This window comes from Kitasatospora sp. SC0581, from assembly GCF_048159585.1.
GTDB lineage: Bacteria > Actinomycetota > Actinomycetes > Streptomycetales > Streptomycetaceae > Kitasatospora.
Genome location: NZ_JBLRWA010000021.1, coordinates 22,736 through 47,561, shown reverse-complemented (window position 1 = coordinate 47,561; position 24,826 = coordinate 22,736). Strand labels below are relative to the sequence as shown.

Here is a 24,826-nt window from a genome sequence, read left to right as displayed (position 1 = left end):
TTGTGCAATAAGGCATGGGAGCGGGGTCCGGCGGGGTCCGGCTTCCCGGACGGTGCGGCCCGCGGTGCTGGGGGCGGGCCGGAACAGCCAGCTCTCGGTCTGCTGCACGATGCCGATGCCGGTGAAGCAGTGGACGGTGAAGTCCGGGTTCGGTGCGGAGATGGATCCCGCGACACCGCACCGACTCGCCGACTCCCGCCGCGCCACCACCTCTCGGCCCTGGCATGCCCCGGCATGCCCGCCGACTGTAGGCGAACCGACCGGGCGGCGGTCAGGGTCCGTTCACCCCAATGGAGGAGCTCTCATGAAGCTGTCCCGGCGCACCGCCGCCGCCGTTACGCTGACCGCCCTCACCCTGCTGCCGCTCGGCGCCGCCACGGCGCCGGCCTCGGCGGCCGCCACCGTCCGGGACCGGATCGTTTCGGTGGCCCGCGGGGAGATCACCCCCGCGGGCACCTCGCCGGAGAAGACCGGCTCCTGCGACAGGTACTTCGCCTACCACCGTGGCTCCGGCTCCTGCGCGAAGACCCCGTGGTGCGCGGCGTTCGCCGAGTGGACGTGGCACCGGGCCGGGATCGACGGGACGGTCGACGACCTGGCCGCGCGCGGCATCGGCAAGTGGGGCAAGCAGAAGGGGCTGTTCCACCAGCGGGGCACGTACACCCCGAAGCCGGGCGACCTGGTGATCTACGGGGAGCCGGACGGCGGCACTCCCGGCCACGTCGGCGTGGTCGCCGCCGTCCATGCGAACGGAACCCTCGACACCGTCGACGGCAACCTCGGCGACAAGGTCGCCCTCCGTACCCACCTCGACCCGTCGACGGTGATCACCAACCACCAGCACGTCTCCGGCTACGTCAGCCCGCCCGGGGCCTGAGCCTCGCCCGGAGCCCGAGCCCGCCCGGAGTCCGGGCCCCGCCCGGCCTGGCGCACACCGTACAACCCCCACCGGAAGGACAGACCGTCATGGAACGCACCCGTAGGCACCTCGGCCTCATCGCCTCCCTCGCCGCAGCCGCGGCCGCCCTGCTCACCGTCCCGCAGCCCGCCCACGCCGCCCTCGACCCGTGGTCGTGCGTGGAGGGGCGGGTCTGCGTCTACAGCGGCCCCGACGGGACGGGCAGCGTCTGCGCCTGGCCCTACGACGACCCGGACTGGCAGTCCGGTGACCGCTGCAGCTGGTCCGCCACCACCAAGGTCCGCTCGGTGTACAACCACGGCGGCTCCGGCAGGCCGGTGGCGTTCTACCCCGGCGCGAACTACACGGGCCAGCGGGTGGTGTGCACGGCGGCGGGTGCGAGGGGCAACTTCTCGCAGAACGGCGGCACCGGCGTCCACCTCCGCTCCCACCGCTGGTCCTGCTAGACGAGTAGTTCCGCAGTCGGTCAGTGGTCGTAGGCGATCAATGAGCGGGTGACGGGTCGGCCAGTGGTGCGGTTGTGCCAGATCGCGCAGGTCATCGCCAGCAGCCGCTGGCCAGCTCGGGCGCCGACTCCTTCGATGGTGCACCCGCCGTGCTGTTCGAGCCCGAGTTGGCCGTTGAGGGTGTCGTTGACGGACTCGACGAGCTGGCGGACGGACTTCAGCAGTCCCTCGCCGGGTCGAACGCCGCGCATCCATCGCATGGCGGTGCGCATCGGCTCGGCTGAGAGGGGGTCTCACCGGCGAAAACCCGGGTGATCATCTTACCGACGGGCCGTAGGGTGGCCCGGTTCGGAGGGTTCGAGTACCGGAGGTCGGATGCGGGTCACGGAGTTCCTCGGCTGGAAGCGGGATCTCCCGCTGCGCTACCTGCTCGTCGAGGACGATTCCAGCCTGGAGGACACCGAACGCGTCGCGCTCCTCGCGCGCTGCGTCGACGTCGAAGGGCTGTACGTGGCGCCGGTGCCGCCGCCCCGGGAGGTCGTCACGCTGCGCGGCTGCCCCAGTGACAGTCGGCTCGCCGCGCTCGCCACCCGACCCGCTGCGGAGGGCCGGCTGCTCGGGGACCTGGTCGTGGACGTCCTCGACGCGGACGACAGGACATCGCCGACGGACGTCGAGCTCGTCGACGTCTCCGTCATCACCCACAGCCCCACGCCCAGTGACCCGGACCGGATCGACCTGGTCCTCGGCGCCGGTGTCGCGAACACCATGGACAGGGCCCTGGCCGTGCCAGAGGCCCCGACCTCGTACCGCTTCGAAATCAGGTCGGCGCACCGGCGGAGCGACGAACCGCTCGGCACTTGCCTCGAAGCGCGGGGGCTGTACCCGCAGCGCCCCCCGCGGACAAACCCGATCCACCTGATCGGCTGTGAGCCGACCGACGCGCTGCTGGAACGGCTGAAGGACCCGCACCCCCGGCCTTGGGAGTGCGTGTGGCTGGTGGCGTTGGACCGCAACGGTCGGGTCATGTACTACTACGGCGTCGACGTCGACATCGCCGACGTGCGGCCCTCCGTCGTGGGCAGCTCCCTGCTGGACCTCACGCTCGCGGACCGTCGCGACGACCGCCCGCCCCTGGAGGCCCGCGCGATTCACGAGACCTGGTACGACGGCGAACCGAGCCGGCCCAACCTCTGGGCGCCGCTCACCACCCGGGGCCGCTACGCGTGGCTGCGGCTGACGACCAGTGGCCCGTACGGCCCCGGGATCGGTCGCTCCGGTGGCGAGTACCACCTCGACGGCCGCTTCGCCACCGACGTGCCAGGCCTTCACCTGGCCATCGGCGAGGCCGTCCTCGGCCCCGGCCGGGAACTGGGCGGAGACCTCTTCTGGCTCCGGGACCGACTCGGCGGCGGGTCGGCGGTCGTTCCACCGTTCACTCTGATCTGGCACGATTCCGACATCGCCCGTCGTGCCTTCGCCGACCAGGCCGTCGAGTGCGGCGCGAGCAGCTCCTACTTCGACCGAGTCCTGGAGATCCTCGTCGAGCGCGGCGTGACGGTCGTCCTGGACTGAAGCGCCCGACTCCGGAACTACTCGTCTAGGCCTCCCAGGACACCCCGCGCCGACCGGTCTGCCGGTTCCCGGGCAAACGCAGAACCGGGGGCCCGGGGGGCCAACCGCGGGGCCCGGCGTGGCGGGGTTCCCACCCTGGGCGGGCCCCCGCGGGGGCCGGGGCCCGGGTGGCGCGGGGTCAGCTGAAGGCGGTGGCGGCGGTGAGGGTCGAGTGGGCGATTGGCTGGCCAATGCCTGCCAGGACGTCGATGCAGTTGTCGATGATCGGCTGGTCGCTGTCGATGTTCAGGACCGCGGTCAGGGTCTCCCCGGCGAGGCGGGAGGAGGAGCCGGTGACGGTTCCGGTGAGGGTGCCGGCCCCGTCGACCTCGACGACGGCGATGTTGGTGATGGTGCTGCTGGCATGCGTCCCGTTCTGCAGGTTCCAGGTGAAGGTCGCGGTGGAGCCCGGGACCAGCGCCGGCACCGTGAGCGGGTTGCAGCTGAGCGTGCCGAACGTGAGCGTCGCGGTGACGGTGCCGCCCACCACGGCCGTCGGGCCGCTCTGGGAGTCGGTGCACCCGGTCGCCGTCCCCCCGATCGTCACGGTGGTGGCCTCCGGGCCGGCCGACAACGCCGGGTCGAAGGTGACCGCGGCGTTCACGGTGCAGTTCAGGATCTCCGAGGCGGTTGCCGGGGCGGCGTCGGCGGCCGGTGCCACGCCGGTGGCCAGCGCGGCGAGGACGGCGGACACGGTCAGGGCGCTTCGACGTACGGACATGCGGGTTTCCCTCTGCTTTCGACGGATGGGAATGGTGGGAGGGGACGGGCTCGGCACGTCCCCGGGCAGCAGACGACCCCGGGTACGCCGGGCGGAACGCGTCGGCCCGGCGAAGGTACCGGCGGGCAGTCGGGGGCCGTTCACGCAGCCAATCCGTGGGCCCGACCCGTGGGGCCATCGTCACAACGGGAATCCCCCGACGCACCTCCTGCGAGGCGAATGGGAACCCCGGTCGTGCCGGCCGGAGCCCTGCCCTCTCGCGGATCCGCCTCACCCGGGCCCGCCACCACGACATGGCCGGGAGGCACGCGCCTCCTCCCGTAGACGTCGGGCAGGCCGCGCTGGCGGGACCGGGTGTACCGGCAGGTGAGGGGTGCCGTCAACTGCCCTGCGGCTGACCGAATGTCACAGTCCGGTCCCTGTCATGTCCTGGCGATTGTGACGCTGCGGATGGCACCGAAAGCCGTCGTCCGGCCGTCCTGTGGTGTGTTCGATCAAGCAGTCCGCATCGTCATCGGGGAGCCACCATGTCCGTCCGTCGCCGTCGCCCGCTGTTCGTCTCCGCCGTCCTCGTCGTCGGGGCGGGGCTCGCGTTGACCGCCTGCGGGCCCGAGAACACCGACGCGCCCGCCGGCTCGGCGAGCTCCGCGCCCACCAAGGCGGCCGCCGGTGCTCCCTCGGCGACTGCACCGGCTCCGGGTGCACCGGCTCCCGCCGGCTCGGCGGCGCCCACCGCCGCGCACACGCCGGCCGGTGCGAGCCCGTCGAGCGGTGGCGGGACCGGTGGTGGGAGTGCCGCCGCCCAGCCGTGCGACATCCAGAGCCTCTCGATCAACGCGTCGGCGCGCGCCGGGGCGGCCAACCAGTGGGTGATCGAGGTGCGCAACACCGGCGCGAAGGCCTGCAGCCTGAGCTCCTCCCCGGGCGTCGACCTGGGCGACTCGGCCGCCCGGGACCAGAGCAAGAACCTCAAGCCGGTGCTCGCCAGCGGCACGGAGCGGTTCCCGGTCCCGGCGGGCCGGAGCGCCTACGCGGTGATCGACCTCGACCCGAGCGGCGCCACCACCGGCACCGCCCCCGGCATCAACGAGATCAACGTGCTGGTCGACGGCGAGGGCACCAACATGCCCCTCGCGAACACCCGCAACTTCCCGCTCCCCGCCGGGGCCCACGTCCTGAACCCCAAGATGGGCAACTACCGGGGCAGCGTGGCGGACGCGGTCGCCTCCATGACCGCCGCCCCCAAGTAGCCCCGGCCGTACGTCCGAAGCCGGCCCCGCTCCCGGCCGCCCCGCTCCCGGGCCCCAGGCCCTGTCCACGGGCTGGAATTCCGCCCGTGCGGCCCGTGGGGCGGGGCACGATGGGCGGCATGATCCTGCAACCGGAGACCGACGACCTCGCCGCCTACCTCGTGGCGGACGGGGTCATCGACCACCAGGACCCGCAACTGCGGCGGTTGGCCGCCGAGTTGGCCACCCCCGAGGCGGCCTACCGGCACGTCCGCGACGAGGTCCGGCACTCCGCCGACGCGGGCGCCTACAGCGGGGCGTTCCGCGCCTCGGAGGTGCTGGCCGCGGGCAACGCGATCTGCCACGGCAAGGCCCACCTGCTGGCGGCGCTGCTGCGAGCGCAGGGCGTGCCGACGGGCCTGTGCTACCAGCGGCTGGCGGACGGCGAGGGCGACTTCGTGCTGCACGCCCTCAACGCCGTGCACCTGAACGGCCGTTGGGCGCGCCTGGATGCCCGGGGCAACCGCGAGGGCGTCGACGCGCGGTACGACCTGGAGCGGGAACGGCTGGCCTGGCCGGTGCGGCCGGAGCTGGGGGAGTGCGACTACCCAGGGGTCTTCGCGGCACCGCCGGCCGCGCTGGTCCGGGCCCTCGCCGGGGCGGTGCCGGGCCGCGCCGGTTACGGCTACCTCCCGGGCGAGCTGCCGGTCGACGGCGGGGCTCCGGGGCGGCCCGGACGTTGAGCCGGTAGAGGCGCGCGTCAGAGGCGTGCGGGGAGGTCCCGGCGGGACGGCGCGGACAGCTTGCGCAGCACCCTGGCCACGTGGTTCTCGACGGTCCTGGTGGACAGGTGCAGTGCGGCCGCGATCTGACGGTTGGTCAGACCTCCGGCCGCGAGTTCGGCGACCTCCCGTTCGCGCGGGGAGAGCCCGGGATGGGCGGGCCGGCCTCGGCGCGGGGGTGCGAGGGCGCGCAGGCGGGAGCGGACGCGGGCGGCGTCGTGGGTGGCGCCGAGCCCGGTCAGCACGAGGAGGGCGTCGGTGAGCCGGTCGACGGTGTCGCGGCCGGCGTCCTTGCCCTCGCCCTCGCCCGCGGCGCAGCGGGAGGCGGCCTCCGCCGCCAGGGCGGCCATGTACGGGCGGGGCAGCGCGGCGTAGGCGTCCGCGGCGGCGCGGTAGCCGTCGGCGGCGCGCGCGAGGTCCCCGTCGTGCTCGGCCAGGGTGGCGCGGCACCACCGTCGGGCGGCCGCGGCGAGGGGGAGGTGCGGGGCGGCGGGGGCCGTGCGGAGGTCCCGGGCCATCGTCCGGGCCGTGGCGGGGTCGCCGGCGCTCAGCGCCGCCGTGACGGCCCAGGGCGCCAGTTCCGCCGCCCAGGCCCAGATGCCCTTGCTGCACAGCCGTCCCCAGGCCTGCGTCGCGTGCGCTCTGGCGTCGTCGTGGTCGCCGCGGGCCAGGGCCAGCCGGACGAGTACGGTCGAGGAGAGCGCCGCCACCGGTGCCAACTGCTGGTCCAGGTGCGGGGCCAGGCCGCCGGCCAGCCAGGCCCGGCACTGGGACCACTCGCCGCGGGCGAGGCACAGCGCGGCGAGGACGGTTCGTGCCTCGTGGCCGAGCACCGGGGTTCGCGCGGTGTCCGCGACCAGGTCGGCGGCCCGGTCGGCGAGGCCCGTCCAGCGGCCGGTGGCCCAGTCGAGGAGCAGCCGGATGCTGCGGATGCCGTGGGCGACGTGGGGGCCGGCGTGGTGGCGTCCGGCCAGGGCCGCGCCGCGTTCGAGGAACGCCTGGCTGTCGTGGTAGCGGCCGAGCCACAGGGTGGCGTCGGCGGCGTTGCACAGGGCGCGGGCCCGGTGACCGGCCGACGCGGCGTCACCGTTGTCCTCGTCCTCCCCCAACGGCCGGGCCGGGAGCGCCTGTTCGGCCCCGGGGTCGCCGAGGGTCAGGAGCAGCCCGACGAGGTTGGCGTTGACGGCGGCCCGCAGGACGGGGTCGGTGGTGCCCGCCAGCGCGGCGCCCGCCCGCTCCGCGCACTGCCGGTGCTCGGCGAGGGGGATGCCGGGCCAGTGCGGCATGGACATCGCGGCCAGGACGCGGGCGGCGAGGCCGGGTTCGTCGGGGAGGGTCCTGGCGGCGCGTTCCAGGTGCAGCCAGCCGTCGTGGTCCGGTGTCGTCGGGGTGCACAGCGACAGCCCCTGCAGCACCCGGGCCTGGGCGCGCAGCGGGCCGGGCAGGAGCGGGGCGCCGGTGAGGGTGTCGAGCAGGGCGCCGGCGTCCTGGAGGGTGAACCCGGCGATGCGGCGCAGGGCCGCCGTGGCGAGCCTCGCGCGGGCGGGGCCGGGGATCCGGCGGTCGGCGAGCAGGTCCTGGAGGAGTCGGGCGGCTTCGCGGTGCCGTCCGGCGGCGGCGTGGGTCTCGGCGGCGCGCTCGGCGGCCCGGACCAGGCCGCGGCGGACCCCTGCCGCCAGGAGGTGCCCGGCGACCTGCGGCCAGGGGACGTCGGCGCGCCGTCTCAGCACCTGCGCCGCCCGGTGGTGCAGGTCGGCGCGTTCGGGGGCGGGGAGGCTCGCGGCCACGGCCCGGGCGGCGAGCGGTACGCGGAAGCCGTACCGCCGGGGGCCGAGGTCGGTCAGCACGGCAGCGGTGAGGGCGGCGAGGAGCATGCGGCGCACCGTCTCCGCCGTCAGGTCGGTCAGGGCTGCCAGTTCGGCTTCGGAGGCCGGTTCGTCCAGCACCGCCGCGGCGTGCACCAGCCGCCGGGCGTCCGCGGGCAGGTCGGCGAGTCGGCCCAGTACGGTCTCCGCCAGGCGCGGTGGGGCCTCCAGTGCCTCGACGGCGTCCACGGTCGGGCCGCCCGGGGAAGTGTCGGCGAGGACGGTGCCGGCCAGGACGGGCAGGACGTCCACGAGCACCTGGGCGACGCCGCCGGTGAGCGCGTACAGCCGCTCGATCACGTCGTCCGGGCACCGGGCGCCCAGGGTCCGTTCGGTCAACTCCCGTGCCACCACCGCCGGGAGCGGACCGGTCCGGATCCTGAGGACGGCGGTGCCGGGCGGGCAGGAGAGCGGCTCGCCCAGCAGGGGCCGGTCGGCGGGAAGGTCCTCGGGCCGCCAGGTGAGCACCAGGGCGCAGCCGTTCGGGAGGGTGCGGGCCAGGTGCCGGATCCGGTACCTGGTGCGTTCGTCGGCCCGGTGGACGTCCTCCACGACCAGCAGCGTCGGGACGGCGGCCCGGGTCGGGTCGCCGAAGGCGCGGGTGAGGGCGTCGAGGGCGTCGAAGGCGTGCTGTGCGTCGCCGTCGGGCGGGTCGGCGCAGGTCAGGGTCAGGCAGCCGGAGCCGGCCGGGTGTCGGCGGCGGAGCCCTGCCACGAGGTGCGACTTGCCGGTGCCGGCCGGGCCCTCCACCAGCAGGACCGTCCCGGGGCGGGCCGGGTCGGCGAGGGGACCGTGGAGCACGGCCTTCCAGGGGTCGCTCACGCTCGCCTCCGCTCGTCCTGACGGTGCGTACGTCCTGACGGTGCGTACGGGGCTGCGCCCGCCCGCCGGGCCCGATCGTGAGGATGCCCGCGGTTCGGGGTTCGGACGCCCGGGTGGGCAACCGGCGTTCAGGCCGGGTGGATTGATTGAGTATGGGTACTTCCGGCAGCCGGATTGTGTCGTGCCGGGGCCTGGCCCACGCTGATGGCCACCCGCTCCGTTCGCCGGTGACCGGACCCCCACGCATCCGGTCCGTTCCCCGGCGGGCGGCGGCTGCCACCCCCCATCGGGTTCCCCCACACTCAGGAGTGTCATGACCACGACATCGTCACGCCGTTCGTCCACGCTGAGGACCGCGGCAGCCGCCGCCGGCGCGTGCGCCCTCGTCGTCGCAGGTATCGTCCTCGCGCCTGGCGCTCAGGCGGTTCCGGCGTCGGCTCCGGCCCACGCCGCCCACCCGGCCGCCCCGCGGGCCGACGCACCGACGGGCGCCCCCGTGTCCGGCCGCGTCCTCGGCGACGCCGGCATCAGGCCGCAGGACCGGCCCGCCGTCCAGCGGTTCCGCGAGCTGCGCGCGGGCCTCGCCACGGAGGCGCGGCCCTCGGAGACGGCCACGAACCGCACCGCCCCGGCACCGATCGCCGCCCAGGCCCACCGGTGGTGGGGCACCGAGCTGGGCCCCAACGGCAACACCGGCTACGACGCCGTCATCGCCACCCACACCCTCGACGACGCGCTGCGCCTGAGTGGCGCCAACGACTTCCTCTACGCCCCCACCACCAAGCCGCGCAGCAACTCCTGCATCGAGATGGTCACCGTCCACACCCGGGACAGCGCCCAGATATGGGCCTGGGACTGGTGCACCACCGACCCCTCCCAGGCGGTCGGCGCGACCGTCGACATCGACGCCGCCTTCCTCCGGAAGTACGGCGCCACCGTGAACGGCCGCTCCGCCTACAGCGTCCAGGTCCAGCTCACCGACGCCCGGACCAACACCTGGAGCGCCTCCCTCTACAACGTCGCCACCAGCACCTGGGACCCGTTCTTCACCAGCCGGGGCACCGACCAGACCGGCCTCGACTACGGCTGGGACATGTTCGAGTACTACTCCGACCGGACGGCCTCCGGCAACGTGGGCGTCTGCCAGGACCTGAGCGGACGGGTCGTCGAGACCACCGGGCTGAAGGTCCGCACCCCCGCCACCGGCGCCTGGAGCGACGCCGGCCCCTCCAACTCGACCGTCTTCCCCGCCGCCACCATGAGCCCGTCGACCTACTACTGCCCCGGCATCGCCGGCCGCATGGCCACGGCCTACAGCGCCTGGCAGGTGACCGTCCGCTGACCCGCCGTTCGCCTGTCCGGGACCCGGCCGTTCCGGAGCGGCGTCACGGGGCCGGCCGGGGCTCGACGGAGAGGGCGTGACGGAAGAGCCCGTACGGGTCCCAGCGGGCCTTCACGGCCTGGAGCCGCGGGTAGTCGTCCTTGTAGTAGAGGGTGTGCCACGGGACGCCGGAGCGGTTCCAGGCCGGGTCGGCGAGGTCGGCGTCGGGGTAGTTGATGTAGGAGCCGTCGCTGACCTCGCCGGGCACCGGCACGCCGCCGGTGTCCGCGTACATCGCGCGGTAGAACCCCCGCACCCAGGCGAGGTTCGCCGCGTCCTCCCGCTCGTCCGTCCACACCGTCTGGTAGACGACCTTCATCACCGCGTCCCGCTGGGCGGTCGCGGTCGCCCCCGGCGCCACCGCGTTCACCTGGCCGCCGTAGCCGACGAACAGCAGACCGCCGTGCGAGACGGCGGCGCCGTCCGTCAACCAGCTGTAGGCGGTGGTGAGTTGGGCGTCGGTGTACGAGCGGCGCAGGTACGCCGCCTTGAGCTTGTAGCGCCGGCTGAACATGTCCCCGGCCGCTCCCGCGCCCGGCCAGGTGAGGGCGTGCAGCCACGGTACGGTCCGGTGGTCGACGGCGGGTTCGACGCCGGTGCCCGCGCCGACCGCGGACACGAGCTCGGCCACCATCCGGTCCAGGTCGGGGACGGCCGCGTCGGCCTGCACGAACATCGTGATCGGGCCGCCGCCGCGACGGGCCACCGAGAGGATCGCGTACAGGCCCGCGTACGGGGAGCCCGGCTCGCTGTGACGCTCGTGCCAGGTGCCGAAGTTGCGCAGCAGGGTGGTGAACGCCTGTTCCGTCATCCGCTCGTCCCAGGCCCAGACCGCCTGGTAGCCCTTCAGCTCGCGGGGCGAGGGCGGCAGCAGCCGGGACGGGTCGTCGCCCGTCGCGTCCGGGGAGCGCAGCCAGTAGCGGGTGACCACGCCGAAGTTGCCGCCGCCACCGCCGGTGTGGGCCCACCACAGGTCCCGGTGCGGGTCGTCCGGCTCACGGGTGGCGACCACCGTCCGCGCCCGGTCGGCCCGGTCCGCCACCACCACCTCCACGCCGTGGAGGTGGTCCACCACCGAGCCGTAGCGGCGCGAGAGCGGCCCGTACCCGCCACCGGCGAAGTGCCCGCCGGCGCCCACCTCGGGGCACGCGCCCGCCGGGACCGTCACGCCCCAGCCCGTGAACAGCGCCCGGTACACCCGCCCGAGCGTGGTGCCGGGCCGGACGGCGAACGCCCGCCGCTCCGGGTCGTAGCCGACCGCGTCCATGGGGGAGAGGTCCAGCAGCAGGCGGACGCCCGGATCGGCGGTGAAGTCCTCGAAGCAGTGGCCGCCGCTGCGCGGCGCGATCCTCCGCCCGGAGCGCAGCGCCTCCGTGACGGCGCGTACGACGTCCTCGGTGGTGGCGGCGACCCGGATCTCGTCCGGGTCGCCGGCGAAGCGGAAGTTGTCGCCCCGCAGCAGGCTCGCGTACCGAGGGTCGCCCCGCCGGATCACCGCCGCGCCCCGGCCCGGGGCCTGCGCCGGAGCGGCTCCTCCGGCGGACCCCGCGGCCCCCGGCAGGCCCGAGGCCGCGCCGCCGGCCAGCAGGGCGCCGGCCGAGGCGAGCAGGCCCCGGCGGTTCGGTCCGTACGGGCCCGGCCGGTCCGTCATGTCCACCACCCCGTTCCCCCGCGATCCGGGTCTCTCCGTGCCGACTACCGCTGCCAACGGTCCCACACGCGACCGGAGTTGAGAACAGAACGTGTCCTGTCCGCCGGGCTGGCCCGACGCGCGGGAACGGGCCCCGGGGCGACGGCTGACGGACGGCCGGCCGGACCGGAGGGGCCTGCGACACCACTTGTCCGAGGGCGCGGATAGGGTGACGTGCCCGTGCCGCGCGGCCGACCTGTCGGCGTGCGGCCTTTCGTCGTGTCAGGAGATATCTGGGTGAAGACCCGTATGACAGCGCTCCGGAGCGCCGCGGTCGTCGCGGCGGCCGTCCTCATGGCGGCGCCCGCCGCCGGCTCCGCCGTAGCCGCCCCCGCCGGAAGCCCGGACACCAAGAAGGTGACCTACCAGGGCCGCGTCTTCCAGGTGCCCACGGCCTGGCCGGTCGTCGACCTGGCCGCGGACCCGCAGGCCTGCGTCCGCTTCGACCAGCACGCGGTGTACCTCGGTCGCCCGGGCGAACAGCAGGTCTGCCCGCCGCGGTTGACCGGCCGCTCGGAGGCCCTGCTGGTCGAGCCCGCCGCCGGCGCCGCGCCCGACCGGGAGGGCTCCAACCCGGTCGCGCAGACGATCCGCGCGGAGGACGGCGTCGTCGCGGTGACCGGTACGTACGACACGGACCAGCCGCTGGTGCGCCGGATCATCACCAGTGCCGGGCTCACCCCCGCGCCGGAACACCGACCGGAGCCGGCGCCCGCCGCAGCCCCGACGGCCCCCGCCGCGAAGTCCGCCACGCCCAAGTCCGCCGCCGCGCCGTCCAGCCGGGCCATGGCCGCACCGATGGCCGCCGCGGCCCAGGTGCCCGCGTCGGCGACGAACTACACCGGCAAGGGCTTCGACGCCTGCACGGCGCCCTCCAGCGCCGCGATGAACGCGTGGATGAACTCCTCCCCGTACCGGGCGGTCGGCATCTACATCGGCGGTGTCAGGCGGGGCTGCGCCCAGCCGAACCTGACGTCCTCCTGGGTCCAGCAGCAGCAGTCCGCGGGCTGGTCCTTCATGCCGCTGTACGTCGGCGTGCAGGCCCCGAAGATCGCCTACCCCGCCACCGAGGGCGCCAACGCCGCCGACGACGCGGTGGCCCAGGCCCAGGCCCTCGGCTTCGGCCCCGGCACGATCCTCTACTACGACATGGAGGGCTACACCACCCCGCAGTACTCGGCCACGGTGCTCGCCTTCCTCACCGCCTGGACCAACGAACTGCACGCCTGGGGCTACAACTCCGGTGTCTACAGCAGCTCCTCGTCCGGCATGAAGGACCTCGCCGCCAACGCCGGCAACAGCGCCTACACCATGCCCGACGCCGTCTTCAGCGCCAACTGGAACGGCAAGGAGGACACCGCCGACCCGTCGATACCGGCCGGCTACTGGTCCAACCACCAGCGCGCCCACCAGTACGCCTCGCCGGCGAACCCGGAGAGCTGGGGCGGCTACTCGATAGCGATCGACCAGGACTACGTCGACATCCAGCTCACCAGCGCCCCGCCCTCCCTGTCCTCCGCGCTCTTCCTCGGCGTGCGCCAGAGCTCGGGCGCCTGGCCCGGCTTCAGCCCGCTGACGGGCGGGGCGGGCGTCTTCCGCGGCTCGGAGGCCGCGATCGCCGGGCTGCCGGGAGGCTCCTCGCAGGAGCTGGGCATCGGCCTGGACGGCCGGCTCTACCACGGGGTCCGCGCCGCGAACGGCAGCTGGAGCGGCTTCGCCGCGCTCCCCGACGACGGCACGCCCGCCACCCAGGCCCGCCGGGCCGCCATCGCGGGCCTGCCGGACGGCTCCTCGCAGGTGCTGACCATCGGCAGTGACGGCAACGTCTACCACCGGATCCGCCTCTCCGACGGCAACTGGTCCGGCTTCGCCCCGCTCCCCGGCGTCGGCACCCCGACCATGGCGGCCGGGGACGTCGCCATCGCCGGCCTGCCCGACGGGTCCGCCCAGGTCCTGGCGATCGGCAACGACGGCAACGTCTACCACGAGACCCGCTTCTCCAACGGCAGTTGGAGCGGCTTCGCCCCGCTCCCCGGGGTGAACAGCTCGCGGATGGCGGCCGGCCGGGTGGCCATCACGGGCCTGTCGGACGGTTCCTCGCAGGTCCTGGCGATCGGCAACGACGGCAACGTCTACCACCAGACCCGCTTCGCCGACGGCAACTGGTCCGGCTTCGCCGCGCTCCCCGGCGTCGGCACGCCCACCATGGCCGCGCGGACGGTCGGCATCGCCGGCCTGCCGGACGGTTCGTCCCAGGTGGCGGTGGTCGGCGGCGACGGCAACGTCTACCACGAGACCCGCTTCGGCAACGGCTCCTGGTCCGGCTTCGCCGCCGTCCAGGGCCCGTACGGCGCGAGCACCTTCCCGGCCCAGCGCGCCGCCATCGCGGGCCTGCCGGACGGCTCGAGCCAGCTCGTGGTCACCCGCAGCTGACCCGCTCCCACCCCGCACCCGACGCCCCCGCCCCCGGCAATGCCCGGGGTCGGGGGCGTCTGGCTCGATGAAGGCTCTCCGCCCTGACCAGCGCAGGAGCGGCCGAGACTCCGCCGGGGCAGCCTGATGGACAGCCGCCGGACGTCGTCGTGGTGTCGGTCACCGCAGATTCTCGGCGACGCGGACGAGTTCCTCGTCCGAGAGCCGCGGGGGAGCACCGGTCGTGACGACGAAGGTGTAGGTCCCGTCCGACCATGTCAGCGAACGGGGCCCGCCGTTCGGATCGGATTGCGTGATGGCCGCGGGGTGGCCCTTGACCAGGGCGGCCCGGCCCTCCGGTGGTGCGCTGTTCCGGAGGGTCTGGCTGATGATCAGATTGCCTTGTTCAGGGCCCGTCCCCAGTCGGTACCCGCTGGCCCAGGCCGGAGTGTCGGTCGGGAGCGGGGCCAGACCGGGCAGGTGGACCATCCTGCCCGCGGGATAGGGGGAGTAGTTCTCCGGCAGGAACACGGGCCGCAGGAGGTCGCGCTCGTCGAAGTGGACGGCGGGCTTGCCGGTGGCGTCGTTCAGAGCCCTGGTCCCGAGCGGTTTGTTCAGGTGGGTCGTGATCTGTCCGATGCCACCCGGGTCGCAGAACCCCGGGGGGACTGTGTGTCGCAGGGAGACCTTCACCGCGTCGGCGGACTCGCGGACCACGAGTTCGGGCTGCTTCTCACAACCCCACCCGATGCTCAGTGTCAGGGTCTGGCCGTCCGAGCCGACCAGCAGCACCTGGCCGGCCACAGTGCCTTCGTAGACCCTGGTCTCCGGGACCCGGTTCATCCAGGCGTTGATCGCGAAGCCGCCGCCGAGCAGGGCCATGGCAGCCCCGGCGGTCAGGCGGATCCGTCGTCCGTGTTTCGACATGTGACGGACCGTACCTTGCGTCGTGGGCCCCGCCCCCGGCGGTCGTGGCCGCACCGCGTCAGCGAGGCCGACGGCCGGCCGTCGGCTGCTCGACACCCGGCCCGCCGGCGTGCGGCACCTGGACGTAGCCCTCGGTTGGCACCGGCAGCGCGTCGATGCACGCCGTCGAACAGGCGTTGACCAGCAGCGGCAGGACGTCGGCGCCCGACGTCCACAGCGAGATCCAGGCCTGACGGAGGTTCACGCCCTCGACGTGCCGGTCGCAGACGCTGCACGTACGGATCGCCGAGGCACCCCACACACCGGGGTCGAGGTCCTCGACGTCGACGCCCCGGGCGGCGGCCGCCGTCGGCAGCTGCGGGAAGGGCGGCCGCCGCTTGTAGTTCCCGTACACGGCCCGGGTGCTCACCGTACTGCGACGCAGGCTGGCACACCGGGTGATCTCGTACGGGAACCAGTGCAGGCGGTAGGAGGTGTACGGGGTGAACTCCTCAAGGCCGCGCATCGCGCCGATCTCGGGCGGGATGCGCACCAGGTTGCTGCCGTACAGCACGAGGTGCTTGACCGAGGTGAGCTTGGCGATGGTCGGCGGGAGCGTGACGACCTGGCGCCGCTGTTCCGCCGTGAGGTCCACGAGCGGCTTGAAGACCTCACGTCCGTCGGCCGCCGCCTCTTCGACCAGTTCGAGAAGGCGGATCCATCCCGGTGCGGTGGTGTCCTGGCGTTCCCGGTGGAAGCGGGTCGGCCCCTGCGGCCTGGTGCGGACGTGCTCGACGCACATGCAGCGATCGCGGGGCGAACCGTGGCCGCCGGGACCGCCGGCGTCAGCCCAAAGGTTCGAGAACACCTGCGGTTGCGGCTCCTCACTCATCCGCACACACTAGCGTCTCGGTCGACGGGTCGTGGGCGCGGCCTGATCCTGGGCCGACGCCCGCCGGACGCGGTAGTTCCAGCGCGTGAGTGACCGGACGACGGAGGCGGAGCCGACGGGGTTGGCGCTGTGGACGTAGACCGTTCCGATCCGGAAGGGCCGTCCCTCGAAGGCCGCTTCTTCCAGGAGGGCCACCACGGGCATGACGGTGTCGTCGCCGCCGAGGTCGTGGTCGAGCCAGAGTTCGTCGATGAAGCCGTCGCGGTGCTCCTCCAGGAGCCGGGTGCCTTCGCGGCTGGTGCGGGCGATCCGTGTGGCGCCGGGGAGTGGTCGCAGGTCGTCGATGCCGAGGACGACGGGCGTCGGTGCGGTGGGCGCTTCTTCCATCGGGCCAGTCTCACAGCGGGCGGGCGGGATGGCCACGAGGTTTTGGGCTGCTGCTCGGCGGGCGGCCGGGCACACGTCTGGCCCCGGCCGGGGCCTCCTTGGAGCTGCTGTCCTGGTGTCCGTGCCGGGTGGACTGCCCGCGCGGCGGCCCGGGGCCGTACCGGGTGGCGGGGAAGTGGGCGACCGGCTCTTCCCCGGGGCGCGCGAGGGGGCGCGGGCGCAGCGGGTTCATCTGTTCGAGTTGCGTCGGGCGTGCGGGGCTCCCGGCCCTGGGGAGGAAGGAGGGCACCGGAGCGGGCGTCCCCGGGCAACGGGCCCGGCGGGGGACGGCCGCTCGCCGCCCGGCGCGTCACCCGGTGCCGGGCCGAAGGAAGGCTCCCATGCGCAGAAGCGTCCCCTGCCTCGTCTCCTCCGCCCCGCTGGTGCTGGCGCTGTCCCTCTTGGGCGCTCCCGTCCCGGCCCAGGCAGCTCCCGCGCCCCGGGCGTCCGCCGGGCCGGCCGCGGCCGCGCCGACCAGGGCCACCGGTACGTTCGCGGTCCCTGGCCAGGACTGCGGGCCCTGGGGCTGCCAGTACGCGCCGCCCCACTTCCTCCCGGAGGACCCGCCGGCTCCCTGCGGCGCCTTCACCTGGGGCTAAATCCCTTGGCGCTTCCCGGGCGTTCCGTGGTGGAGTGACGCGTCGGCTGATCGACCATCATGCGAGGTACTGCTTTGGCGAGCGTGACCGTCTCCACCGCGTACGGCAAGGTGCGGGGCCAGGAGCGCGAAGGCGTCGCGGCCTTCCTGGGCATCCCGTACGCGGCGCCGCCCTTCGGGCCGCGCCGGTTCCGTCCGGCGCGGCCGCCCGAGCCCTGGGCGGGGGAGCGCGACTGCGGCCGCCCGGGGCAGGCCGCGCCGCAGCCCGGCTATTCCTCCGCCATGGCCGAACTCCTGGTGGAGCCCGTGGAGACGGGGGAGGACTGTCTCAACCTCAATGTGTGGTCCCCCGCACCCGGGCGTGCCGCCGGCCGTCTTCCGGTCCTGGTCTGGATCCACGGCGGGGCGTTCCGCAACGGATCCGGTTCGCTGCCCGGCTACGACGGCACCCGGCTCGCCGCGGACGGCGCGGTGTGCGTCACGCTCAACTACCGGCTGGGCGCCGAGGGCTTCCTGCTGCTGCCCGACGGAACGGCCAACCTCGGCCTGCTGGACCAGATAGCCGCCCTGGAGTGGGTCCGTGACAACATCGCGGCGTTCGGCGGCGATCCGGACAACGTCACGGTGTTCGGCCAGTCGGCCGGAGCCATCAGCATCACGGCGCTGATGACCATGGAGCGGGCCGAGGGGCTGTTCCACCGCGCGATCACCCAGAGCGGTGCCGGGCACCACTGCCACTCGCTGGAGACCGGGCACCGGATCACCGAGCGGCTGGCCGCCATCGCCGGGGTCGAGCACACCACGGAGGCCCTGGCGGCCGTGCCCCCGGAACGGCTGATCGCCGCCAACGCCGCCCTCGGCCAGGAGATGGCCCGGGACACGGCCCCGGGGCGGTGGGGCGAGTCCGCCGGCGGCGGCACCACGGTGCTGCCGGTGGTCGACGGGACGACCCTGCGTGCTCGGCCCGTCGACGCCGTCGCGGCCGGGGCGGGCCGCGACATCGACCTGCTCACCGGCACGACCACCGACGAATTCCGGCTCTTCCTCGTCGCGTTGGGCATGGCCGACCGCATCACGGACGAGGTCCTGCACGGATTCCTGGCCTCGTTCGGGCTCGACGCCGCGCAGGCGGTCGCCGCCTACCGGGCCGACCGCCCGGAGGCCACGCCCGGGGACCTGTTCTCGGCCGTGATGACCGACCACTCCTACCGCATCCCGGCCATCCGCGTGGCGGAGGCCCGTGCCGCCCTGGGCGCACGGACCTTCGTCTACGAGTTCGCCCACCCCTCGCCTGCCTTGGACGGCCGGCTGGGCGCCTGCCACATGGCGGAGATCGGCCTGGTCTTCGGAACCACCGACCCGCTCCTCGGGGCGGAGCCTCCGAAGGAGCTGTCCGACCGGATGCGCGCCGCCTGGCTCGGCTTCGCCTGCGAGGGACGGCCGGAGCCCGACTGGCCTCCCTACGGCCTGGACCGTTCGGTGCTGCACCTGACCGGTGACGCCCTCCGGCTGAGGCAGGACCCGGGCGGCCGGGAGCGGTCGCTCTGGGAAGGCGTCCGGTGAGCCGCTGACGGCGGGGCGACGGCGGCTTCCAGGGGTCTCAGATCCCCGCGCCGCGGATGTCCGCGTGCACCCGGGCCGCCAGATCGGCGAGTTCGTCGGCATCCCGCGCGTTCGTCTGGAGATCGAGCAACACCTCGTCCGCCCCCGCAGCCGCGTAGCCGGCCGTGTCCTGGACGATCTGCTCGACCGTGCCGACGAAGGGCTTCCGCTCGGCATCGCGGACCGGGGCCTCGGTGATCCGGACGTTCGCCCTCGCGCAGACCTGGATCGCGCCCGCATCGCGGCCGTACAACGCGGCCCGCTCGCCGATCTCACGCCGCAGGACGGCCAGTTGCCCGGGCGTCATGCCTGTCGGCAGCCAGCCGTCGGCGCGGCGGGCGACCCGGTCCAGGGCATTGCCGCCGGACGCCGCCAGGTAGACGGGCACGGGGCGTACGGGCTTCGGCCCGACCTCCGCCTCGTCGACCAGGGCGTGCCTGCCCCGGTACGACACGGGGTCGGGGCCCCACACCGCCGCGCAGACGTCCAGCAGTTCATCCAGGACGGCTCCGCGCTCCTCGAACGGCGCGTGCCCGGCCGCCGCGTGCTCGTCCAGCGACCAGCCCGTCCCCAGCCCCGCGACCACCCGGCCGCCGCTCGCCGCGTCCAGCGTCGCGAGGGCGCGGGCCAGCTGGAACGGGCCGTGCAGGGGCGCGACCAGGACGCTGCTGCCGAGCCGGGCCCGCTCCGTCGCCGCGGCGGCGAGCGAGAGCACCACCAGCGGATGGGCGACCGACCGGTAGGAGTCCGGCCAGGCCAGCCCCGGCACGTCGTACAGGCCCTGCCGCGGCCGCTCGGGGACCAGCACCCGCTCGAAGACCCACAGGCTCTCGTAGCCGATCCGCTCCGCCGCCCGTGCCACCGCTGCCGGAGCACGCGCGAGGTCGTACCACTTCATCTGCGGCAGCCCGAGTCCCAAGCGAATGGCCATGGCTCGATCCTGGCTTCCCGCGCCCCCGGCCGCAGCCGTTGTACCCCCGTCCGCACGACGCGCGCCGGTCAGGGCGCGCGCGGTTCAGCTGCCTGCTGCCGGGGCGCGATGCCCGAACGGGCCGCCTTCCGGCGGGACCGGGTCCGGAGGGGAGGCTTCGAGTACCGCCCGGGCGTCGGTGAGGGCGGCCTCCAGCTGGTCGCGGAGGGGCTCGGGGAGGCTGGCGGGGCCGAGTGCGCAGGCGGCGAGAGCCTGTGCGGGTTCTCCGTGCCTGACGACCCCGGTCGCACCTGTGTGATCGGGATACCCGAGCCCGGCGGCGAGGACGTGCTCTTCTGAGCCCGGCGCCTGTGGGAGACCGAGGGGCACGCGGCTGGCGGCGCGCCAACCGGATATGCGTCGAGTGCGCCGCACGCGGGACGATCACGATCAGCGGGAGGGGGGCTCCCGCCGCGACAGCGCCAGCTTTCGGCGTCCTCGGTCGATGTCGGTGACGACGACCAGGACTTCGTCGCCGACTCCTACGACCTCCTGTGGCGTCCGTACGGGAGTCCGTGCGAGGTCCTTGAGGTGGATCAGCCCCTCGACCCCGTCGGCGACCTGGACGAAGGCGCCGAACGGGATCAGCCGGGTGACCCTTCCGCGCAGTGTCCGGCCCGCGGCGACGCTGTTGGCGAAGTCCTGGAAGGGGTCCGGCCGCGTAGCGCGCAAGGACAGCCTGGCCTCCCCGTTCGTGGTGTCGAAGTGGAGGAATCCGCACGAGACGCGCTCACCGACCCGGACGATGTCCGAGGCCGTTTCGAAGTGACACCAGGACAGTTCGGGGATCGTGATGAACCCGACCCCCGGGAAGACCGGATGGCCGGGCCCGTCGTCCAGCGCCACGAACACGCCGAACGACTCGATCGACGCGACCGTGCCGGCGAGGATCTGGCCTGGGGCGAGCCGCTTCAGAAAGGCCCACAGCTCCGGGTTCCCGGTGGCTGCCATGGACAGCCGTACGCGGCCCGCGGGCGGGTCGACGGCGATGACCTCGGCGGTGATCCGCTGACCGACCTCCACACCCTCGCTCCGAGGCCGCCCCCAGGGCAGGTCCAAGGAGCCGACGAACCCCAGGGGTCTCGCCGGGAACCCGTCCAACGTCACCGCCACCCCGGAGCGGGTGACCTCTGATGCGACCCCACCACACAGGTCACCGACGCGGATCGCTGACAGAAAGCTCCGTACGGCGCGGTCCTCCGGTACTTCGCGCATGGCGGCAAGCCTTTCACGAAGGGAGGGGCGGGTTGCCAGGAGGCGGGTGTCGGACTCGGTTCGGGCGGGAACGTGCCGGTCCGTCTGCGGGTTGATGCCCCTGCTCGGGGCAGCACGACCGCCGAAGGTTCAACCACCATGGAAGCGCAGGCCGACGGGCTCTGGAGAGCGGGGGAGGGTTGTGCCGGTGTCGCTCCGATGTTCCTCGCCCCCCGAGACACGGCTGTCGGCGCGGCGGCGGACCCGTCGCCGTCAGGGGGTGTTCCTAGACTCTGGCCCATGGGACTTTCGATATCAGTGGGACTCCTCTACGACCAGGCTCGCAACGATGCGGAAGGTCTCGACCATCACCGGGCGGCCTTCGCCCGCCTCGGCCGGGCGCTCGTGGAGGAGGGGATCAGCTGGCACGAGCCGGAGATCACCGATCCGCCTCGTGCCCGTACCTTCTCCGGTGGCTTTCCCTACGGGTACCTGACCCAGCTGCGCCGCATCCTGGTGCTCGTGAACCTCGGCGAACCTGTCACGTCGGCTCTGGAGGTCAGCGGGCGCCAGTTCGACCGCGATTGCGAGAAGATCCAGGATGAGACGTCGAGGCTGGCCTCCCATCTGCTCTGTCACTCCGACAGCTCCGGCTACTACGTGCCGGTCGAGTTCGAGGATCCGCTCTTCCTCCCTGACGAGGCGGCAGTCGAGGGCGCCGGAATCGTCGGCTCCAGTCAGCGCCTGCTGGCTGAACTGTCGGACCTGGCGCCGTCGATCGGCATCAACCTCGACGACGAGCGCGTTCCCTCCGGTTCGGGGGAGGCCTGGGAGGCTCGGGATCTCGCGGTGGACGGACCGTTCGCGACGGAGCGCTTCACCTGGTACCAGCTCTATCGGGCATGCCTGGCAAGCATCGAGGGCGGCCACGCCATCGTGTTCCACTGACTCATCCCCGGCAGTGGTCATTTCCGGATTCCGTTGAGGACGAGGACGAGGACAAGGACGACGGCGGTGCGGGCGACGGAAACGCTGGAGGGAGCCCTCGGCGGGGGCACCCCGCCCCGAGGGCGGGGCGGGGTGCGGGGTGGGTGCGGTCAGTGGGCGAGGATGCGCAGGGTGGAGTTGACGGTGAGGTAGAAGGTGTGGGCGTCGGGGCCGAGGGCCAGGGCGGTGACCCAGTTGAGGCCGGTGATCTCCTCGGTGGGGACGAGGGTGTTGGTCGCGGTGTCCAGGGCGAGGACCGAGGCCTTGCTGTCGCCGCTGGTGAGGTCCTGCAGGACCAGGTAGAGCCGGGTGCCGTCGGCGGACACCGAGGGGTTCTGCAGCCACTGGCCCGGGGCGAGGTCGAGGGTGGTGAGGGTGTCGGTGGCGAGGTCTACGGCGTAGCCGGTGCCGGTGTTGCCCACGCCGTAGAGGCGGGTGGCGTCCGGGGAGAGGGCCAGGATCGGGCGGGAGCCGATGGTGGCGGCGGTGGTTCCGGTGATGGTCGGGGTCGTGGTGCTGGTGTCCAGGCGGACCAGGTTCTCGTCGGTGGCGGTGTACGCGGTGTCGCCGTCCGGGGGCGTGACGATCGAGCCGAGGTAGTGGCCGGGGACCGGGACGGCGGTGGTGTAGGCCTGCTGCTGCGGGGAGAAGGACAGGACCCGGGCGCCCGGCTCGGCCGGGCGGTGGTAGCGGGCCGGTCCGTCCTGGCCGACGTAGACGGTGGCGCCGTCGGGGCTGACGGCCAGGGAGGTGAGGGCGCCGGGGAAGGTGCCGTCGGGCCGCGGCTGGTCGGGTGCCTCGGTGCTGGAGACGACGGTGTCGGTGGCCGTGTCGATGGCGCCCAGGCTGGACAGCGGTGCCTTGCGGGCGGTGGAGAAGAGCACGTAGACGCGCGAGCCGTCGGGGCTGACGGCCAGCGGGCCCGGGCCGGCGCCGAGACCGGTGGACAGTGTCACCACCGCGGTGATCGCGCCGCTCTGGGTGTCGACCACCTTCACCTTGGCGCCCTTGGTGGTGTCCTTCACCGCGACGTAGGCCTTGTGCCCGTCCGGGCTGACGGCCACCGAGGCGGGGGACGAGTCCAGTTCGACGGTCTGCGGGACGCCCGGGACCGGCCCGCCGGAGGTGTGGGTGGCGGCGCCGGCGGAGCCGGACCCGGTGAGCAGCAGTGCCCCCGCCACCGCCAGGGACCCTAACCAGCGGGCCGTCGAGACAAGCGAGTTCATGGGTAACCCTCCCCTTCGTACACCGCGGGTCCCCGCGGTGGAAGGAAAACGCTACGGGACGAAGCCGGTCCGGGGTGCGGCTTCACCCGGGAGGTGAGGGCCGCAGGGGGAAGTGGCAGGCGGCCAGGTGGTCGTCGGGGCCGTAGGCGGTCAGCGGTGGCTCGACCTCGGCGCAGATCTGCTGCGCCGCCGCGCAGCGGGTGCGGAAGCGGCAGCCGGACGGCGGGTCGATCGCGGAGGGGAGTTCCCCGGCGACGCCCCGGTTGCTCCTGGCCCGTTCCACCGCGGGGTCGGCGACGGGGACGGTGTCGAGCAGGCCGCGGGTGTAGTGGTGCACCGGCCGGGCGTACACCGACGGCGCGGGGCCGATCTCCACCAGCTTGCCGAGGTACATCACGCCGATCCGGTCGGACAGGTAGCGGACCACGGACAGGTCGTGCGAGATGAACAGGTACGACAGGCCGAGTTCGCCCTGGAGGTCGCGCATCAGGTTGAGCACCTGGGACTGGATCGACACGTCGAGGGCCGAGACGGGCTCGTCGGCGACGATGAGCCGGGGGCTGAGGGCCAAGGCGCGGGCCAGTCCGATGCGTTGGCGCTGGCCGCCGGAGAACTCGTGCGGGTAGCGTTCGAGGGCGGTGAGCGGCAGGCCGACCAGGTCGAAGATCTGCCGGATCCGCCGGTCGCGCTCGGTCGGGCCGTCGACCCGGTGGATGTCGAGCGGTTCGCGCATGATCGAGTGGACCGGCATCCGCGGGTTCATGGCCGCGTAGGAGTCCTGGAACATCAGCTGGACGTCGCGGCGCAGCCGGCGCCGTTCGGCCCGTGGCGCCTGGGCGAGGTCGCGGCCCTGGAACACCAGGCTGCCGCTGGTGGGCCGTTCCAGGCCGACGACGAGTTTGCCGACGGTGGTCTTGCCGCAGCCGGACTCGCCGACCAGGCCGAGCGTCTCTCCCCGGCGGACGGTCAGGGAGAGGTCGGCGACGGCGCTGACGGCGCCGACGGTCCGGCGCAGGACGAGGCCGTTGGTGACCGGGTACTGCTTGACCAGGTGCTCGACGCGCAGCAGCGGTTCGGCCGCCGGGCCGTCGGCCGCTGCCGTCACCTCGTCGGTCACCGCCGGAGTCTGTACAGCCGTCGTCCGTGCTGTGGACCGGACGCCCGATCCGGCCTCGCCGACCGGGAAGTAGCACGCGTAGCGGTGCTCCGGGACCTCCCCGGACAGCGGCGGCTCCTGCGTGTGGCACTGCTCGGTGGCGTAGCGGCAGCGCGCGGCGAAGCGGCAGCCGGGCGGGGGAGTGGTCAGGTCCGGTGGCAGGCCGGGGATCGAGTAGAGCCGGCCGCCGGAGCGGGCGGAGCGTTCCGGCAGCGAGGCGAACAGCGCCTCGGTGTACGGGTGGCGGGGGTTGCCGTAGAGCGCCTCGGTGCCGGTGGTCTCGACGACCTTCCCGGCGTACATGACGGCGATCCGGTCGGCCCGTCCGGCGATGACGCCGAGGTCGTGGGTGACCAGGATGACGGCCATGCCGAGCTGCTGCTTGAGGTGGTCGATGAGTTCGAGGATCTGCTTCTGGACGGTGACGTCGAGGGCGGTGGTCGGCTCGTCGGCGATGAGCAGTTTGGGTTCGTTGGCCAGGGCCATGGCGATCATGGCCCGTTGGCGCATGCCGCCGGACAGTTCGTGCGGGTAGACCAGGGCCCGCCGGGCGGGGCTGGGCATGCCGACCAGGTTCAGCACCTCGACGGCGCGTTCGTGCGCCTCCCGGCGGGAGGCCCGGCGGTGGATGCGGACGGACTCGGAGATCTGCCGGCCGATGGTCATGGTCGGGTTGAGCGAGGTGGTCGGGTCCTGGAAGATCATCCCGATGTCGTTGCCGCGCACCCGGTCCATCGTCCCGGGTTCGAGCGCGAGCAGGTCGCGGCCGTCGAGCAGGACGCTGCCGCCGACGACGCTGCCGCCGTTCGGCAGCAGCTGCATGATCGACATGGCGGTCATGGTCTTGCCGCAGCCCGACTCGCCGACGATGCCGAGGGTCTCGCCCGCGTCCACCGCGAGGTCGACGCCGTCCAGGGCCCGCACCACCGAGTGCTTCAGTCGGATCTCGGTGCGCAGGCCGGTCACTTCGAGGAGCGCCACTGCCGGA

The 24,826-nt window shown here is 73.8% G+C and carries 20 protein-coding genes and 1 pseudogene; 10 read left to right on the top strand and 11 right to left on the bottom strand.

What is annotated here, in order from left to right; translation table 11 throughout:
* Positions 1 to 304: 304 nt before the first annotated feature.
* A complete protein-coding gene (locus tag ACLWS4_RS26450; protein WP_074003332.1) occupies positions 305 to 877 on the top strand; it encodes a CHAP domain-containing protein in 573 nt (190 codons plus the stop codon).
* 89 nt (positions 878 to 966) lie between these two features.
* A complete protein-coding gene (locus tag ACLWS4_RS26445; protein ID WP_416875376.1) occupies positions 967 to 1,365 on the top strand; it encodes a peptidase inhibitor family I36 protein in 399 nt (132 codons plus the stop codon).
* Between the two features lie 20 nt (positions 1,366 to 1,385).
* Here ACLWS4_RS26445 and ACLWS4_RS26440 read toward each other — a convergent pair.
* A pseudogene (locus ACLWS4_RS26440) lies at positions 1,386 to 1,604 on the bottom strand (IS982 family transposase); the annotation flags it as partial.
* Positions 1,605 to 1,740: 136 nt separating this feature from the next.
* Between ACLWS4_RS26440 and ACLWS4_RS26435 the strand changes: the two are divergent.
* Positions 1,741 to 2,940, top strand: a complete 1,200-nt coding sequence (locus tag ACLWS4_RS26435; RefSeq protein ID WP_416875375.1) for a hypothetical protein — start codon at positions 1,741 to 1,743, stop codon at positions 2,938 to 2,940.
* A gap of 178 nt (positions 2,941 to 3,118) precedes the next feature.
* Here the strand turns inward: ACLWS4_RS26435 and ACLWS4_RS26430 are convergent, their stop codons facing one another.
* Positions 3,119 to 3,700, bottom strand: a complete 582-nt coding sequence (locus tag ACLWS4_RS26430; RefSeq protein ID WP_416875374.1) for a hypothetical protein — start codon at positions 3,698 to 3,700, stop codon at positions 3,119 to 3,121.
* A gap of 527 nt (positions 3,701 to 4,227) precedes the next feature.
* Here ACLWS4_RS26430 and ACLWS4_RS26425 point away from each other — a divergent pair.
* Both ACLWS4_RS26425 and ACLWS4_RS26420 read left to right on the top strand, forming a co-directional pair.
* A complete protein-coding gene (locus tag ACLWS4_RS26425; protein ID WP_416875373.1) occupies positions 4,228 to 4,950 on the top strand; it encodes a DUF4232 domain-containing protein in 723 nt (240 codons plus the stop codon).
* A gap of 119 nt (positions 4,951 to 5,069) precedes the next feature.
* A complete protein-coding gene (locus tag ACLWS4_RS26420; protein WP_416875372.1) occupies positions 5,070 to 5,672 on the top strand; it encodes a transglutaminase domain-containing protein in 603 nt (200 codons plus the stop codon).
* 17 nt (positions 5,673 to 5,689) lie between these two features.
* Here ACLWS4_RS26420 and ACLWS4_RS26415 read toward each other — a convergent pair whose 3' ends face one another.
* Positions 5,690 to 8,398 (bottom strand): LuxR C-terminal-related transcriptional regulator, encoded by a 2,709-nt coding sequence (locus tag ACLWS4_RS26415; protein WP_416875371.1) that lies wholly within the window; start codon positions 8,396 to 8,398, stop codon positions 5,690 to 5,692.
* Positions 8,399 to 8,894: 496 nt separating this feature from the next.
* Between ACLWS4_RS26415 and ACLWS4_RS26410 the strand changes: the two genes are divergently transcribed.
* Positions 8,895 to 9,740 carry a hypothetical protein gene (locus tag ACLWS4_RS26410; protein WP_416875370.1) on the top strand — a complete coding sequence of 282 codons (846 nt, stop codon included), beginning with the start codon at positions 8,895 to 8,897 and terminating at the stop codon, positions 9,738 to 9,740.
* A 43-nt stretch (positions 9,741 to 9,783) separates the two neighbouring features.
* Here the strand turns inward: ACLWS4_RS26410 and ACLWS4_RS26405 are convergent, their stop codons facing one another.
* Complete coding sequence (locus ACLWS4_RS26405) at positions 9,784 to 11,430, bottom strand: FAD-binding oxidoreductase (RefSeq protein ID WP_416875369.1); 1,647 nt, start codon at positions 11,428 to 11,430, stop codon at positions 9,784 to 9,786.
* Positions 11,431 to 11,718: 288 nt separating this feature from the next.
* Here ACLWS4_RS26405 and ACLWS4_RS26400 point away from each other — a divergent pair, with 288 nt between their 5' ends.
* Positions 11,719 to 13,902, top strand: coding sequence for a glycoside hydrolase domain-containing protein (locus tag ACLWS4_RS26400; protein ID WP_416875368.1), 2,184 nt, complete (start codon positions 11,719 to 11,721; stop codon positions 13,900 to 13,902).
* A gap of 159 nt (positions 13,903 to 14,061) precedes the next feature.
* Here the strand turns inward: ACLWS4_RS26400 and ACLWS4_RS26395 are convergent, their stop codons facing one another.
* From ACLWS4_RS26395 to ACLWS4_RS26385, 3 genes are all read right to left on the bottom strand, one after another.
* Positions 14,062 to 14,808 (bottom strand): hypothetical protein, encoded by a 747-nt coding sequence (locus ACLWS4_RS26395; RefSeq protein ID WP_416875367.1) that lies wholly within the window; start codon positions 14,806 to 14,808, stop codon positions 14,062 to 14,064.
* Positions 14,809 to 14,866: 58 nt separating this feature from the next.
* The gene (locus ACLWS4_RS26390; protein ID WP_416875366.1) at positions 14,867 to 15,589 is read right to left on the bottom strand and encodes a leucine-rich repeat domain-containing protein; all 723 of its coding nucleotides are present in this window, start codon (positions 15,587 to 15,589) and stop codon (positions 14,867 to 14,869) included.
* Between the two features lie 99 nt (positions 15,590 to 15,688).
* Positions 15,689 to 16,066 carry a cyclic-phosphate processing receiver domain-containing protein gene (locus ACLWS4_RS26385; protein WP_416875365.1) on the bottom strand — a complete coding sequence of 126 codons (378 nt, stop codon included), beginning with the start codon at positions 16,064 to 16,066 and terminating at the stop codon, positions 15,689 to 15,691.
* Positions 16,067 to 16,446: 380 nt separating this feature from the next.
* Between ACLWS4_RS26385 and ACLWS4_RS26380 the strand changes: the two genes are divergently transcribed.
* Together ACLWS4_RS26380 and ACLWS4_RS26375 are read left to right on the top strand one after the other, a co-directional pair.
* On the top strand, positions 16,447 to 16,704 hold the full coding sequence (locus ACLWS4_RS26380; RefSeq protein WP_380781153.1) for a hypothetical protein: 258 nt from the start codon (positions 16,447 to 16,449) through the stop codon (positions 16,702 to 16,704).
* 83 nt (positions 16,705 to 16,787) lie between these two features.
* Positions 16,788 to 18,266, top strand: a complete 1,479-nt coding sequence (locus ACLWS4_RS26375; RefSeq protein ID WP_416875434.1) for a carboxylesterase/lipase family protein — start codon at positions 16,788 to 16,790, stop codon at positions 18,264 to 18,266.
* 37 nt (positions 18,267 to 18,303) lie between these two features.
* Here ACLWS4_RS26375 and ACLWS4_RS26370 read toward each other — a convergent pair whose 3' ends face one another.
* Together ACLWS4_RS26370 and ACLWS4_RS26365 are read right to left on the bottom strand one after the other, a co-directional pair.
* A complete protein-coding gene (locus ACLWS4_RS26370; RefSeq protein ID WP_416875364.1) occupies positions 18,304 to 19,236 on the bottom strand; it encodes a TIGR03619 family F420-dependent LLM class oxidoreductase in 933 nt (310 codons plus the stop codon).
* A 429-nt stretch (positions 19,237 to 19,665) separates the two neighbouring features.
* Positions 19,666 to 20,298, bottom strand: coding sequence for a S1 RNA-binding domain-containing protein (locus tag ACLWS4_RS26365; protein ID WP_416875363.1), 633 nt, complete (start codon positions 20,296 to 20,298; stop codon positions 19,666 to 19,668).
* Positions 20,299 to 20,769: 471 nt separating this feature from the next.
* On the opposite strand from ACLWS4_RS26365, the gene ACLWS4_RS26360 reads away from it, so the two are divergent.
* The gene (locus ACLWS4_RS26360) at positions 20,770 to 21,417 is read left to right on the top strand and encodes a hypothetical protein (protein WP_416875362.1); all 648 of its coding nucleotides are present in this window, start codon (positions 20,770 to 20,772) and stop codon (positions 21,415 to 21,417) included.
* A gap of 149 nt (positions 21,418 to 21,566) precedes the next feature.
* Here the strand turns inward: ACLWS4_RS26360 and ACLWS4_RS26355 are convergent, their stop codons facing one another.
* Together ACLWS4_RS26355 and ACLWS4_RS26350 are read right to left on the bottom strand one after the other, a co-directional pair.
* Positions 21,567 to 22,682, bottom strand: coding sequence for a hypothetical protein (locus tag ACLWS4_RS26355; RefSeq protein WP_416875361.1), 1,116 nt, complete (start codon positions 22,680 to 22,682; stop codon positions 21,567 to 21,569).
* Between the two features lie 82 nt (positions 22,683 to 22,764).
* Positions 22,765 to 24,819 carry a dipeptide ABC transporter ATP-binding protein gene (locus tag ACLWS4_RS26350; RefSeq protein ID WP_416875360.1) on the bottom strand — a complete coding sequence of 685 codons (2,055 nt, stop codon included), beginning with the start codon at positions 24,817 to 24,819 and terminating at the stop codon, positions 22,765 to 22,767.
* Positions 24,820 to 24,826 lie beyond the last annotated feature (7 nt).